Source organism: Streptomyces sp. 11-1-2 (assembly GCF_003595545.1).
Taxonomy (GTDB): domain Bacteria; phylum Actinomycetota; class Actinomycetes; order Streptomycetales; family Streptomycetaceae; genus Streptomyces; species Streptomyces hygroscopicus_B.
Genome location: NZ_CP022545.1, coordinates 7,634,533 through 7,647,750, shown reverse-complemented (window position 1 = coordinate 7,647,750; position 13,218 = coordinate 7,634,533). Strand labels below are relative to the sequence as shown.

General features: G+C 70.9%; 12 protein-coding genes. 4 read left to right on the top strand and 8 right to left on the bottom strand.

Annotation, left to right across the window (positions count from 1 at the left end):
- The first annotated feature begins 146 nt into the window (after positions 1 to 146).
- On the top strand, positions 147 to 1,391 hold the full coding sequence (locus CGL27_RS32945; protein ID WP_119991603.1) for a helix-turn-helix domain-containing protein: 1,245 nt from the start codon (positions 147 to 149) through the stop codon (positions 1,389 to 1,391).
- A 16-nt stretch (positions 1,392 to 1,407) separates the two neighbouring features.
- On the opposite strand, the gene CGL27_RS32940 is transcribed toward CGL27_RS32945, so the two are convergent.
- The gene (locus CGL27_RS32940; RefSeq protein ID WP_205587782.1) at positions 1,408 to 2,049 is read right to left on the bottom strand and encodes a TetR/AcrR family transcriptional regulator; all 642 of its coding nucleotides are present in this window, start codon (positions 2,047 to 2,049) and stop codon (positions 1,408 to 1,410) included.
- A 96-nt stretch (positions 2,050 to 2,145) separates the two neighbouring features.
- Here CGL27_RS32940 and CGL27_RS32935 point away from each other — a divergent pair, with 96 nt between their 5' ends.
- Together CGL27_RS32935 and CGL27_RS32930 are read left to right on the top strand one after the other, a co-directional pair.
- Complete coding sequence (locus tag CGL27_RS32935; RefSeq protein ID WP_119991601.1) at positions 2,146 to 3,915, top strand: MFS transporter; 1,770 nt, start codon at positions 2,146 to 2,148, stop codon at positions 3,913 to 3,915.
- 246 nt (positions 3,916 to 4,161) lie between these two features.
- Positions 4,162 to 5,118: a glycoside hydrolase family 6 protein gene (locus CGL27_RS32930; RefSeq protein ID WP_119991600.1), complete on the top strand. Its 957-nt coding sequence runs from the start codon at positions 4,162 to 4,164 to the stop codon at positions 5,116 to 5,118.
- 16 nt (positions 5,119 to 5,134) lie between these two features.
- On the opposite strand, the gene CGL27_RS32925 is transcribed toward CGL27_RS32930, so the two are convergent.
- Positions 5,135 to 5,719 carry a Uma2 family endonuclease gene (locus CGL27_RS32925; RefSeq protein WP_078643904.1) on the bottom strand — a complete coding sequence of 195 codons (585 nt, stop codon included), beginning with the start codon at positions 5,717 to 5,719 and terminating at the stop codon, positions 5,135 to 5,137.
- Between the two features lie 110 nt (positions 5,720 to 5,829).
- Positions 5,830 to 6,444: a TetR/AcrR family transcriptional regulator C-terminal domain-containing protein gene (locus CGL27_RS32920; RefSeq protein WP_119991599.1), complete on the bottom strand. Its 615-nt coding sequence runs from the start codon at positions 6,442 to 6,444 to the stop codon at positions 5,830 to 5,832.
- Positions 6,445 to 6,515: 71 nt separating this feature from the next.
- On the opposite strand from CGL27_RS32920, the gene CGL27_RS32915 reads away from it, so the two are divergent.
- On the top strand, positions 6,516 to 7,085 hold the full coding sequence (locus tag CGL27_RS32915) for a peroxiredoxin-like family protein (protein WP_119991598.1): 570 nt from the start codon (positions 6,516 to 6,518) through the stop codon (positions 7,083 to 7,085).
- A 66-nt stretch (positions 7,086 to 7,151) separates the two neighbouring features.
- Here the strand turns inward: CGL27_RS32915 and CGL27_RS32910 are convergent, their stop codons facing one another.
- The 5 genes from CGL27_RS32910 to ilvN form a co-directional block, all read right to left on the bottom strand.
- Positions 7,152 to 8,642 carry an MFS transporter gene (locus CGL27_RS32910; protein ID WP_119994665.1) on the bottom strand — a complete coding sequence of 497 codons (1,491 nt, stop codon included), beginning with the start codon at positions 8,640 to 8,642 and terminating at the stop codon, positions 7,152 to 7,154.
- 44 nt (positions 8,643 to 8,686) lie between these two features.
- Positions 8,687 to 9,454, bottom strand: a complete 768-nt coding sequence (locus tag CGL27_RS32905; RefSeq protein WP_119991597.1) for a TetR/AcrR family transcriptional regulator — start codon at positions 9,452 to 9,454, stop codon at positions 8,687 to 8,689.
- Between the two features lie 211 nt (positions 9,455 to 9,665).
- Positions 9,666 to 11,267 carry a phosphoglycerate dehydrogenase gene (gene serA, locus CGL27_RS32900; protein ID WP_119991596.1) on the bottom strand — a complete coding sequence of 534 codons (1,602 nt, stop codon included), beginning with the start codon at positions 11,265 to 11,267 and terminating at the stop codon, positions 9,666 to 9,668.
- A gap of 272 nt (positions 11,268 to 11,539) precedes the next feature.
- Positions 11,540 to 12,538 carry a ketol-acid reductoisomerase gene (gene ilvC / locus CGL27_RS32895; RefSeq protein WP_059144139.1) on the bottom strand — a complete coding sequence of 333 codons (999 nt, stop codon included), beginning with the start codon at positions 12,536 to 12,538 and terminating at the stop codon, positions 11,540 to 11,542.
- 131 nt (positions 12,539 to 12,669) lie between these two features.
- Positions 12,670 to 13,194, bottom strand: coding sequence for an acetolactate synthase small subunit (gene ilvN, locus CGL27_RS32890; protein ID WP_078643896.1), 525 nt, complete (start codon positions 13,192 to 13,194; stop codon positions 12,670 to 12,672).
- Between the last annotated feature and the right edge of the window lie 24 nt (positions 13,195 to 13,218).

The window sequence follows — 13,218 nt, the reverse complement described above, 5'->3', positions numbered from 1 at the left end:
CGGCCGACGAACGGCATGAGCAACTCACCGTGAAACTTAAGGATGGCTCGGATCCCGGACCATCGACAGCTGTCACGCATCCGTGGCCGGGATCTCAGACATCTGTATGAGAATGTGAGGGGTGAAACCGGGAAGAGGCGGGACCCATGCGCGACGACTACCAGCAGCTGGTGGACGAGATCACGGCGGTGCTCCGGGCACCCGCGACCCTGGAGAACCGCGACTTCGCACTGATCGCATTCGGCGCCCAGGACAGCGAGGACCGCGATGACACGGAGGAGCCCGCGCTGGACCCGGTCCGCACCCGCTCGATCCTCCAGCGCCGCTCGACGGCGGCGGTGCGGGCCTGGTTCGAGGCGTTCGGGATCGCACGGGCGCAGGCGCCGCTGCGGATTCCGCCCGACCCGGCGGCCGGGGTGTTCATGGGCCGTATCTGCCTGCCCGTCCGGCACCGCGGGGTGGTGCACGGCTATGTCTGGCTGCTGGACGACGGCCACCTCTCCGATCTGGAGCTGGGCGGCCGGTCCGGCGCGCCGGACCCCCGGCTGGCCCGCGCGATGGAGACCGCGGACCGCATCGGGGCGCTGCTGGCGGCCGAGGCGCGGGCCGGTGAGGAGCTCGGCGAGCTGCTGCGCGATGTGCTGACCGGGCCACCGGCCGGCCGGGACACCGCCCGCGCCGGGCTGCGGACCGCGCTGCGCGGAGCGGGCGACGGGCCGCTGGCGCTGGTGGCGGTGGTGCCGTGGACGCCGGGGACCGGCGAGGACGCGGACCATCCCGGGCTCCCCCACCTCCCGGGCATCGTGGCCGCGTGCGCGCTGCCCGGGACCGCGGCGGCGGCGGGGGCGGGGCTGGCGACGCTGGTCCGGCTGCGCGCGGCCACCGCCCTGGACCCGGCCCGTACGACGGCCGAACAGCTACTGCGCTCCCCCCGGGCCACCGCGGGCTCCCCGAACGGGGTACCGGCCAGGGCGGCCGCGGGGGTCAGCGCTCCCCGGCGCGGGCTGGAGGAGCTGCCCGCCGCCTGGCAGGAGGCCCTGGCCGCCGCGCGGGCGGCCCACGCCGATATGCGCCTGGGGCCGGTCGCGGAGTGGTCCGCCATCGGCCCGTACCGTCTGCTGGCCGCGTTGCCCGCGCTGCAGCCCGATGCCGCCGTACGCCCGCTGCTGGAGCCCGCCCACGCCGAACTCGCCCGCACCGCCGAGACCTTCCTCGACTGCGCGGGCCAGGCCGGGCGCACCGCCGCGCGGCTGGGCATCCACCGGCAGACGCTCTACTACCGCCTGTCCCGGGTGCGGCAGCTGACCGGTCTCGACCTGGACGCGGGCGAGGACCGGCTACTGCTCCACATGACCCTCAAGGCCGCCCGTCTCGGGGCGCCGCGGCGCTGAGCCCCTGGCCCCGAGGTCAGCCCGCGGGGGACACGGGGGCGTCAGGCGCCGGGAGTGCGTCGGGGGCCGCGGGGGCGTCGCCGACGATCCGCCGCATCGCCTCGACGAGGTCATGGGCGCTGGGCATGAGGTCGGGGTCGATGGCCATCTGGACGATCATGCCGCTCACCAGGGTCATATAGAACGAGCCCATGACCCGCGAGGTCTCCTCGTCGACGTCGCGCTCGTCGATGCCGTGGATCAGCCCCACCAGCCCCTGGCGTCCCTCCGGTTGGGCCCGGCCGAAGGCCGCCCGCAGCTCGGGATCGTGTCGAACCTGCAGGATGGCCTCCAACTGGGACTGCCACATCGCCTGGTGCTTGCCGAACAGTTCGAGCACCCGGGTCCAGCGGGTCTCGAACCGCTCCCGCAACTCGGTGTCCTGGCCATCGCCCGCCGGGTCGTCCGACTCCAGGGACCGCTGGACGTCATCGGCCCAGTCGCCCATGGCCGCGAAGAGCGCCTCCCGCATCAGGGCGTCCTTCGAGCCGTAGTGGTAGCCGATGGAGGCCAGGTTGGCACCCGAGGCGGCCACGATGTCCCGCGCCGTCGTACGGGACCAGCCCTTCTCCTCGATGCAGCGCTTGGCCCCGGCCAGCAGATCCTCTCGATGTCCCATGGCACGAGGGTATCCCGATCCCATACGAGCGTCCTAGACGCACGTTTTACACAGCCGTACTATACACTTGTTTAAGACGCTCGTATATTCACCGCCATGACCTCGACCTCGACCTCGATCTCGACCTCCACCGGCCCGCGCGCCGGACGCAAGGAATGGACCGCCTTCGTGGTCCTGATGCTTCCGCTCCTCCTGGTCTCCATGGATGTGTCGGTGCTGTACTTCGCGGTGCCGGCCATCAGCCGGGAGCTGCACCCGAGTTCCACCCAGCAGCTATGGATCTTCGACATCTACGCCTTCGCCCTCGCCGGGCTGCTCATCACCATGGGAGCGCTGGGCGACCGCTTCGGACGGCGGAAGCTGCTGCTGTTCGGGGCCGCGGCCTTCGGCGCCGCGTCCGTCGCGGCGGCGTACGCCCAGAGCGCCGAGATGCTCATCGCCGCACGGGCGGTGCTCGGGATCGGCGGCGCGACGCTGATGCCGTCGACGATGGCGCTGATCCGCAATCTCTTCCTCGACGAGAAGCAGCGGGCCACGGCGATCGCGTTCTGGTCGTCGGCCATGGCGGGCGGTATCGCGCTGGGCTCGGTGCTGAGCGGGGTGATGATCGAGCACTTCTGGTGGGGCTCGGTCTTCCTGATCAACGTTCCGGCGATGGTGCTGCTGCTGGCGCTGGTGCCGCTCCTGGTGCCGGAGTTCAAGGACCCGAAGCCCGGGGCATTCGATCTGCCGAGCGTGCCGCTGTCGTTGGCCGCCGTGCTTCCGGTGATCTACGGACTGAAGAAGACGGCCGCCGACAACGGCGTCAGCCCGATCCCGCTGCTGTCCATCCTGGCCGGTCTCGCCATCGGCGCCGTCTTCATACGGCGTCAGCGCACCCGCCGCGACGCCATGATCAGCCCGGAGCTGTTCCACCACCGCGGCTTCGGCCCGGCGATCGCGCTCAACGCGCTGGCCACCTTCGCCACGATGGGCTCGGCCTACTTCACCACCCAGTATCTGCAGTCGGTGCTCGGCAAGGGCCCGCTGGAGGCGGCGCTGTGGAGCCTGGCCCCGGCCGTCTGCGTCGGCGTCGCCGGACCGGCGGCGGCCGCGGTGGTCCGGCGCGGCGCCGACCGGGCCCAGGTGATCGGCGCCGGCTTCGTGACCGGGGCCATCGGCTACGGGATTCTGGCCCTGGCCGGCACGGCCGCGCTGTGGACGGTGCTGATCGGCGCCGCCGTCCTGGCCAGCGGGATCGTCATGGTGATGTCGCTGGTCACCGACATGGCGATCGGCACCGTCCCGCCGAAGCGGGCCGGTTCGGCTGCCGCGCTGCTGGAGACGGGCCAGGAGTTCGGCGGGGCGATGGGCATGGCGGTGCTCGGCAGCGTCGGCACGGCCGTCTACCGGAGCGACGTCAAGGACTCGCTGGGCGGCGGGCTGCCCAGCGGCGCGCTCGACCAAGTGCACGAGACGCTGGGCGCCGCCGTCGCCGTGGCGGAAAAGCTGAAGGGGCGGGCCGGGGAGCAGATGCTGGACACGGCGCGTGAGGCGTTCACCCACGGGATGCGGATCGCGTGCGGGGCCGGGGCGCTGGTCCTGGTGGCGGCCGCGGTGCTGGCCCTGGTGACGCTGCGTCGGGTCGGGGCCGCCGGGCCCACGGCCGGGGTGCGGCCACGGCCGGGGGCGCGGCCACGGCCGGGGGCGCGGCCACGGCCGGGGGCGCGGCCACGGCCGGGGGCGCGGCCACGGCCGGGGGCGCGGCCACGGCCGGGGGCGCGGCCACGGCCGGGGGCGCGGCCACGGCCGTGGAGGTGCCCTCGACCGGCGCGGGTGCGCCCTCGACCGGCGCGGACGGGACGGCAAACCACGGCGAGATGGTGAGCGAAGCGGCGGCGCCGGGGCGCTGAGCCGTGGCACACCGGAGGGGACCTCGCCGATGTGGGGTCCCCTCCGGCGTTACGCGCGGGGCGAGTTGACCGTCACACGCGGCGCGCCACGGCCGGACGCGTCGAATCCGTATCGAACACGACGGCAACCATCTCCCGCCCGGCGGCAACCAGAGGACGGCGGCCGGACGACACGGCCGTCCGAGGGCTGAGCAGCCCCACGCGAGAGGAGTGACGCACCGTGCGCATCACCAGAGCGTTAGCGGCGGCCGGGCTCGCCGTCGCCTTCCTGATCGGCGCGGCCCACACACCGCGGGCCGTCGCGGGCGAACTGCCGGGCGACACACGGTTCTTCAACGACCCCGACTCGCTCGTCAACAAGTGGGTCGCCGCCAATCCGGGCGACTCCCGGCAGCCGCGCATCGCCTCGCGGATCGCCGGTCAGCCCCAGGCCCTGTGGTTCTCCCGGTACTCCCCCGCCACCGTCACCGCGGACGTCCGCAAGGTCACCTCCGCCGCCTCCGGCAAGGGCCAGACGCCTGTCCTGGTGTCGTATCAGATCCCCAACCGCGACTGCGGCGGGGCCTCGGCGGGCGGCGCGCCCGACCTCGCGAGCTATGACGCATGGGTGCGCGCCTTCGCCGCCGGGCTGGGCAGCGGACCCGCGATCGTCATCCTCGAACCCGACTCGATCGCGCTCATCAGTTGCCTCTCCCCCTCCGAACTGAGCGGCCGCTATGCCTCACTGGCCCGTGCGGCGACCGCCATCCACGGTGCGAACCCCAACGCCCGGGTGTACTTCGACGCCGGGCACTCGGCCTGGAACAGCGCCGCCGTCCAGGCGTCGCGGCTCCGCTCGGCCGGGGTGCTGACCAGCGGCGACGGCATCTACAGCAATGTCTCCAACTTCCGCCGCACCGTCGACGAGGTGGCCTTCGCCAAGAGCGTGCTCGCCCAGCTCGGCACCTCCTCGGGGCTCACCGCCGTCATCGACACCAGCCGCAATGGCAACGGCCCCGCCCCCGACAACACCTGGTGCGACCCCCACGGCCGCAAAGTCGGCGAAAACCCGACGGCGAACACCGGCGACCCCGCCATCGACGCCTATCTGTGGATCAAGCCGCCGGGCGAACTGGACGGCTGCGCGGGCGCGGCGGGCACCTTCTCGCCGGACTACGCATACGAGTTGGCGGGCTGAGCGCACGCGACCCCGGTCACAGGTGGTCGATCTCGGTGAGGTCGATGTCGATGGTGAACGGGACCGGAAGCTTGATCCGCTCGTGGTAGATGCCGGTCGGGACATACGTACGCGTCACCGTATTGAGCTCGAAAACCTGGACGACCGGACGTCGGCCCTCACCGTGCTCGACCAGCCAGAAGTGCGGAATTCCCGCCTCGGCGTAGAGCTGTGGCTTGCGCTTGCGGTCACGTGACTCCGACTCCGGCGAGACGACCTCCACCACGAGCACGGCGTCGGCCGCCTGGAAACCCGTTTCATGCGCCTCGGTAGTCACCGCCTCGGCACGCAGGATCGCGATATCGGGCTCGGGGCGGTTGCGCTTATCGACGGCAATGGTCATCTCGCGACAGACCCGGACCGACTCGGGCACCGATGCCCGGAGCCCCTTCTCCAGCAAGTACATGGCCAGCGAATGAAAATACTTCTGCGGGCTCACGAAGACGAGGCTCCCGTCGATCAGCTCAGTGTGCGGCGGGAGCTCCGGCATGCGGTCAAGATCATCTGCAGTGAATCCGCCCGGGGGCGGAAAAGCCCAGGCCGGAAGCGGTTCAGCAGTCATGGTTCCTCCCATGGACGGGATTCTGGCCGCGCGACCAAGGGTAGCGGGCAGGAACAGCGGAGACGCCACCCACACGAGTGGAGGCAGCTTTCGCCGTTGACCCGTGTCGACTAGGCACCCAGCCCGCGCAGGAACACCTCCAGCCCCCCGAAGAACTCCCGCTCGACCCCCACACTCCGCGCCTGTCGCGCCGTTTCGGCCATGTACGGGAACGCGTCGGACGGCAGCTCGGCGATGGCGACCGTGCCCGTGCCGGACAGCGGCCCGAGGTGTTCGAGCTGGATCGCCCCGATCACATAGCCGAGCAGGGCGCGCAGCGCGACGACCCGCCGTTCGCCGTCCAGGCCCGCCTCGGTGAGGATCGCCAGCGCCGTCTCCGACCAGCGCAGTCCGCTGGGGGAACGGTGCCGGTGGGTGAGGGTCAGCGGGAGGACCGCGGGGTGGGCGATGATCGTGTCGCGCAGCCGCCCGACCATGATCCGGAGCCGTTCCTCCCAGGGGGTCCCGGGCTCCGGCGGCGTGGTGTCGACGGCACTGAGGACACGCTCGACCACCAGCCCTTCGAGCTCCTCGCGATCATCGACATAGCGATAGAGCGCCATCGCGCTCATCCCGAGTTCCTTGGCGACGGCACGCATCGAGAGCCCGGCAAGCCCCTCGCGGTCGAGAACGGCGAGGGCGGCCGAGGCGAGCCGATCGGGGGTGAGGGAGCGGGGACGTGGCATGGCGGTTGACAGCGTACGGCATACGCCTACGCTGGTAAGCGTATGCCGTACGCCTACGAAAGGGGGCTCCCATGGAGCCCGGTTCCGTCGTCGCAGCCCGTACCCTCACCCCCGTGACCGGCCCGGACGTCGCCGTCCCCGACCCCGGCCGGCTGATCCACCTTCAGTTCCGGCGCTTCGCCGGATGCCCCGTCTGCAATCTCCATCTGCGGTCGATCGTGCGGCGCCATCAGGAGATCGGGGCGGCCGGAGTCCGGGAGGTGGTGGTCTTCCACTCGCCCGCCGAGGAGTTGCGGAAGCATACGGACGAGCTGCCGTTCGCCGTCGTCGCCGACCCCGGGAAGCGGCTGTACCGGGAGTTCGGGGTGGAGCAGGCGCCCAGCGCCCTGCTCAGCCCGCGCGCCTGGGGGCCGATCGCGCGGGCTCTGCTGACCGGCACGTGGGCGGTCGTCCGTGGCCGGGAGAAGCTCCCCTCGCCCAGCCAGCCCGGGGGCAGGCTGGGGCTGCCCGCGGACTTCCTGATCGGCGGGGACGGCCGCGTCATCGCCGCCAAGCACGGCGAACACGCCTATGACCAGTGGTCGGTGGACGAGCTGCTGGCGCTGGCCGCCCGCGCCCCGCGCCCCGACCCGGCCCCCTGATCCACCAGCGCCGAAGGCCCTCCGCTCCGGCGGTGGAGCGGAGGGCCTCAGAAAGGCGAGGCGCCGTCAGCCCATATGCGCGGGCAGCGGGGTGGCGCCTTCGGCACCCGGCTCCCGCACGGGGCGCGGGGTGTTCATCAGCAGCGCGATGAACACGGCGGCGCCCACGAGAATCGAGGAGGAGACGACGAAGGCGTGCGAGAAGCCCTCCACCAGACCCGCCTTGGCGGTCCGCGGTGTCATCCGCCCGGCGTGCGAGGCCATGTAGTCGGAGGTCACGCTGGTGGCGATGGTGTTGAGCATCGCCGTGCCGATCGAACCGCCGATCTGCTGGGCGGTGTTGACGGTGGCCGAGGCGACCCCCGCGTCCCCCTCCCCCACCCCGTGGGTCGCGTAGTTCATCGAGGGCGCCATCACCAGGCCCATGCCGAAGCCGACCAGGAGCTCGGCGGGCAGCACCCCCGCCGCGTACGAGCTGTCGACGTCCAGCGGCACCAGCAGTGCGACACCGGTGGCCGCGATCAGCAGACCGGGCGCCACCAGCAGGCGCGGCGGCACCTTGGGGATGAGGCGGGAGGCCACGCCGCCCGCGCCGACCAGCACCGCCCCGGTCATCGGCAGGAACGCCACACCGGTGAGCAGCGCCGAGTACCCCTTGACGAGCTGCATGTAGTACGTGAGGAAGAGGAACATCGCGAACATGCCGATCACCGAGAGGCCGACCGCCAGATAGGCGCTGCCACGGGTGCGGTCCGCCACCACGCGCGGCGGCAGCAGTGGCCGCGCCACGCTCCGCTCCACCAGGACGAAGGCGAGGAGCAGCACCGCGCCCAGGATGAGCAGCCCGGTCACCAGCCGGGAGTCCCAGCCCTTGGACTCGGCCTCGCTGCATCCGTAGACCACGGCCACCAGCCCGCACACCGCCAGCAGCACACCGGGGATGTCGAAACGGGCCCGGCCCCCGGCGCGGGTGTCGGTGGGCAGTACGGACCAGCCCACGGCGGCGACGACGGCGATCGGCACATTGACGTACAGGCACCAGCGCCAGTCGAGGTACTCGGTCAGCAGTCCGCCGACGACCAGGCCGATCGCACCGCCGCCCGCGGCGATCGCGCCGAAGATGCCGAACGCCTTGGCTCGCTCACGGGGCTCGGTGAAGTTCACCGCGAGCAGCGACAGCGCCGAGGGGGCGAGCAGTGCGGCGAACGCGCCCTGCAGGGCGCGGGCCGAGAGCAGCATCTCGAACCCGGAGGCGGCGCCGCCGAGCGCGGAGGCACCGGCGAACCCCAGCAGGCCGATGAGGAAGGCGCGCTTACGGCCGGTGTAGTCCGCGATCCGGCCGCCGAGCAGCAGCAGACTGCCGAACGCCAGGGTGTAGGCGGTGATGACCCACTGCCGATCGCCGTCGGAAATGCCGAGGTCCTTCTGGGCCGACGGCAGGGCGATGTTCACGATGGTGATGTCGAGGACGATCATCAGCTGGGCCAGGCCGATGAAGACGAGTGCGAGCCAGCGCCGGGGGTTCGCCTCGGGCGGCGTCTTTGAGGGCTGGGACATGACCATGCCTTTCTGGTCTTGCGGAAGGCGAGCGGAGCGGGAGATCAGTCGGCGTCGGACTGGGCGGAGTCGTCAGCGCGGGCTTCGGAGCGGGCGGCGCGGGCTTCTCGGGCGTCGCGGGCAGCGCAGGCGTCGTCGATCACTCGCTGCCGGAGGCGTTTGAATGCCGCGGCGTCGACGGCCGGGCCGCCGAGCGGGGTGGTGGGCCGCGGGGAGCCGGTGGGGCGCAACCCGTCGATATAGACATCCAGTTGGCGATGGGCCAGGGCGTCATCGTCGGCGAACCGGCCACCGCCGGGCAGCGGCCGCGACAGCCGCATGATCATCATCGTGATGTCGCCGAAGACGACATCGAGCCGGATCAGCCCCTGGGCCTGGGCACGCAGCAGCAGCGCGTCGATCGGGTCGACGACATCGCCGGGGACGCCGTCGAGGATCTCGTCGACGGTGAAACGGCCCAGCAGCGCGGGCATCACCGAGCCGATCTTGAGATCGAGGGCGGCGTGCATAAAGCGGCGCAGCGCGAGCTGGGCGTCGTCCTCCTCGGCGGCGGCCCGGCTCCCGGCCTCGACCAGTGCGGTCAGCACCTCGATGGCGACCCCTCGGTGCAGATCGTCGCGGTGCGGAAAGCGTCGGTAGAGGGTCGCGATGCCGACCCCGGCGCGCCGGGCTATCTCATCCAGCGGGGCATCGGGCCCCTGATCGGCGAAGACCTCGCGGGCGGCGCGCAGGATCTGCTCCCGGTTGCGCCGCGCGTCGGCGCGCATGGGCGGGACGTCGGCAAGGGCGTCGGCGTCGGTGTCTGCGGACACGGGGCTCTCCTGACAGCGCATACGAAAGCTATGTGGAGAAATTTTCTCCACATAGCGATGAGAGTAGCGAGCCGACCCGCGTTATTCAACACATGATGAAAAAGATCTGGAACCCCTCCGACACGCCCTGCCGCCAGGGACGCACAACGAATCTGGGCCCGGCCCCCGCCGAAGCGGGGACCGGGCCCAGATGGGTGACTGCCTACGCGGCTCAGGCCAGATTGACCGAGCGGGCCGAGGAGGCGCCGATCTCCTCGGCGATCTCGGTGAGCACGGGCTGCGGAATGGTGTCGTCCACCGTGAGCGCCACCAGCGCGGCACCGCCCGCCGCCGCCCGCGAGACCTGCATCCCGGCGATGTTGATACCCGCCTCGCCGAGGATGCGGCCGAGCGTGCCGACCACACCCGGGCGGTCGGTGTAGCGGAGGAAGGCCATGTGGTCGGCGAGCGCCAGATCCACGTCGTACTCCCCGACCGCGACGATCTTCTGCTGGTGCTTGTGACCGGCCAGCGTGCCGGAGATCGAGACCTCCTCGCCGCCCGACAGGGTGCCGCGCACGGTCACCACATTGCGGTGCTCGCTCGACTCCGAGCTGGTGGTCAGCCGCACCTCGACACCGCGCTCCTGCGCGAACAGCGGTGCGTTCACATACGACACGGTCTCGTCGACGATGTCCTCGAAGACACCCTTGAGCGCCGACAGCTCCAGCACCTTGACGTCGTGCTGGGTGATCTCGCCGTACACCTCGACATCGAGACGGACCGCGACCTCGCCCGCGAGCGCGGTGAAGATCCGCCCCAGCTTCTCGGCCAGCGGCAGCCCGGGGCGCACGTCCTCGGCGATGACGCCACCCTGGACGTTCACCGCGTCCGGGACCAGCTCGCCGGCCAGCGCCAGCCGCACCGAGCGGGCGACCGCGATGCCCGCCTTCTCCTGGGCCTCACCGGTGGAGGCGCCCAGATGCGGGGTGACCACCACATTGTCGAACTCGAACAGCGGGGACTCGGTGCACGGCTCCTGGGAGAAGACGTCCAGCCCGGCCCCGGCCACCCGGCCCTCCTTGAGGGCGGCGGCCAGCGCGACCTCGTCCACGATCCCGCCGCGCGCGGCGTTGACGATCCGGAGCTCCGGCTTGACCTTGTGCAGCGCCTCGTCGCCGATCAGGCCGACCGTCTCGGGGGTCTTGGGGAGGTGGACGGAGATGAAGTCGGAGACCTCGAGCAGCTCGTCCAGCGAGAGCAGCTTCACGCCCATCTGCGCGGCCCGCGCGGGCTGCACATACGGGTCGTAGGCGACGACCTTCATGCCGAAGGCGGACATCCGCTGGGCCACCAGGACGCCGATGCGGCCGAGGCCGACGACGCCGAGGGTCTTCTCGCTCAGCTCCACACCGGTGTACTTGCTGCGCTTCCACTCGCCGTTCTTCAGCGCGGCACTGGCCTGCGGGATGTTCCGGGCCGTGGCCACCAGCAGACCGCAGGCGAGCTCGGCGGCGGTGACGATGTTGGACGTCGGCGCGTTGACGACCATGACGCCGGCCTTGGTGGCGGCCGAGACGTCCACATTGTCCAGGCCGACGCCCGCGCGAGCGACCACCTTCAGCTTCTTCGCCACGGCGATGGCCTCGGCGTCGACCTTGGTCGCGCTGCGGACGAGGATCGCGTCCACACCGGCGATGGCGGGAAGGAGCTCGGCTCGGTCCGCCCCGTTGCAGTGCCGGATCTCGAAGTCCGGGCCCAGGGCGTCGACCGTCGCCGGAGAGAGCTCTTCGGCGATGAGTACGACAGGTTTACCAGTGGAAGCAGTGCTCACGTGGTCTTCAGTCCTCACTAGTCCTCAGCGGACGGCCGTCCCGACGGCCGCTGGCGGTGAAGGGGTCAGCCGCGTGGAAGACGCACGACGCTGTGAGCCTGACGCGCTTGCTGTTGTTGAGTGTAGTGGCGGTCGGGCCTACGTCATGTGCCGTTGCGGCAGGATCACCCGCACGTGGTGGTGCGCGGTGGACAAAGCGCGAACCGGGTGCGGCGGGGGTTCGCTGAACCCCCGCCGCACCCGGGGCACGGCCGCCGCGCCACCAGGCGCGGTTACGCCTCCTCGTCCACCCAGCTCATGAGCTTGCGCAGCTCCTTGCCGGTGGTCTCCAGCAGGTGGTTCTCGTCGGCCTTCTTCAGCTCGTTGTACTTCGGCAGACCGGCGTTGTACTCCGCCATCCAGTTCTTGGCGAAGGTGCCGTCCTGGATCTCACCGAGGAGCTTCTTCATCTCGGCCTTGGTGGAGTCGTTGATGATCCGCGGACCGGAGACGTAGTCGCCCCACTCGGCGGTCTCGGAGATCGACCAGCGCATCTTCTCCAGGCCGCCCTCGTACATGAGGTCCACGATCAGCTTGAGCTCGTGGAGGCACTCGAAGTACGCGATCTCCGGCTGGTACCCGGCCTCGACCAGGGTCTCGAACCCGGCCTTGACCAGCGCCGAGGTGCCGCCGCACAGGACCGCCTGCTCACCGAAGAGGTCGGTCTCGGTCTCCTCGGTGAAGGTGGTCTTGATGACGCCGGCACGGGTGCCGCCGATGCCCTTGGCGTACGACAGGGCCAGCTCGAAGCCGTTTCCGGTGGCGTCCTGCTCGACGGCCGCGATACACGGCACGCCGCGGCCCTCCTCGTACTGGCGGCGGACCAGGTGGCCCGGGCCCTTGGGGGCGACCATGCAGACGTCCACATTGGCCGGGGGCTTGATGAAGTCGAAGCGGATGTTGAGACCGTGCCCGAAGAACAGCGCGTCGCCGTCCTTCAGGTTGTCCTTCACGGACTCCTCGTAGACCTTCGCCTGGATCGGGTCCGGGACCAGGATCATGATCACGTCGGCCTCGGCGGACGCCTCGGCGGGGGTGACCACGCGCAGGCCCTGCTCCTCGGCCTTCGCCTTGGACTTGGAGCCCTCGTGCAGACCGACCCGGACATCGACGCCCGAGTCGCGCAGCGACAGCGCGTGGGCGTGCCCCTGGCTGCCGTAGCCGAGGATTGCGACCTTACGGCCCTGGATGATGGACAGGTCGGCGTCGTCGTCGTAGAACAGCTCGGCCACTTCGGGAATCTCCTAGCGTGTGGGTTGTGCTTCCCACCGTATGACGGGCGGGCGGGTGAAGGTTTCGGGGTCTCGCCATACGGTCCGGCGCGCGGTGGGCGCCGGACCATCGTCCCCGCTGGTGGGGCGGGTCAGGCGGACCGGTCGAGCGCGCGCAGGCTCCGGTCGGTGATGGAGCGGGCGCCACGCCCTATGGCGATGGTGCCGGACTGGACCAGCTCCTTGATGCCGTACGGTTCCAGCATCCTGAGCATGGCCTCGAGCTTGTCGCTGCCGCCGGTGGCCTCGATGGTGACGGCCTCCGGGGAGACGTCCACGGTCTTGGCGCGGAACAGCTGGACGATCTCGACGATCTGGGAGCGGGTCTCGTTGTCGGCGCGGACCTTCACCAGGACGAGCTCCCGCTGAATCGCCTGGCCGTCCTCCAGCTCGACGATCTTCAGCACATTGACCAGCTTGTTGAGCTGCTTGGTGACCTGCTCCAGCGGCAGCTCCTCGACATTGACCACGATGGTGATCCGGGAGATGTCGGGGTGCTCGGTGACGCCGACGGCCAGCGAGTCGATATTGAAGCCGCGGCGGGAGAACAGGGCGGCGATCCGGGCGAGGATGCCGGGGGTGTTCTCCACCAGGACGGAGAGCGTGTGCTTGGACATGGGCTCGGTCTCTCTTCTTCTCTC

Excerpts from the sequence above, each read along its gene's own strand:
- CGL27_RS32910 (WP_119994665.1), bottom strand. The coding sequence starts at position 8,642 with ATGTCCCAGCCCTCAAAGACGCCGCCCGAGGCGAACCCCCGGCGCTGG.
- CGL27_RS32940 (WP_205587782.1), bottom strand. The coding sequence starts at position 2,049 with ATGGGACATCGAGAGGATCTGCTGGCCGGGGCCAAGCGCTGCATCGAG.
- CGL27_RS32925 (WP_078643904.1), bottom strand. The coding sequence starts at position 5,719 with ATGACTGCTGAACCGCTTCCGGCCTGGGCTTTTCCGCCCCCGGGCGGA.
- CGL27_RS32920 (WP_119991599.1), bottom strand. The coding sequence starts at position 6,444 with ATGCCACGTCCCCGCTCCCTCACCCCCGATCGGCTCGCCTCGGCCGCC.
- CGL27_RS32945 (WP_119991603.1), top strand. The coding sequence starts at position 147 with ATGCGCGACGACTACCAGCAGCTGGTGGACGAGATCACGGCGGTGCTC.
- CGL27_RS32935 (WP_119991601.1), top strand. The coding sequence starts at position 2,146 with ATGACCTCGACCTCGACCTCGATCTCGACCTCCACCGGCCCGCGCGCC.
- CGL27_RS32915 (WP_119991598.1), top strand. The coding sequence starts at position 6,516 with ATGGAGCCCGGTTCCGTCGTCGCAGCCCGTACCCTCACCCCCGTGACC.
- ilvN (WP_078643896.1), bottom strand. The coding sequence starts at position 13,194 with ATGTCCAAGCACACGCTCTCCGTCCTGGTGGAGAACACCCCCGGCATC.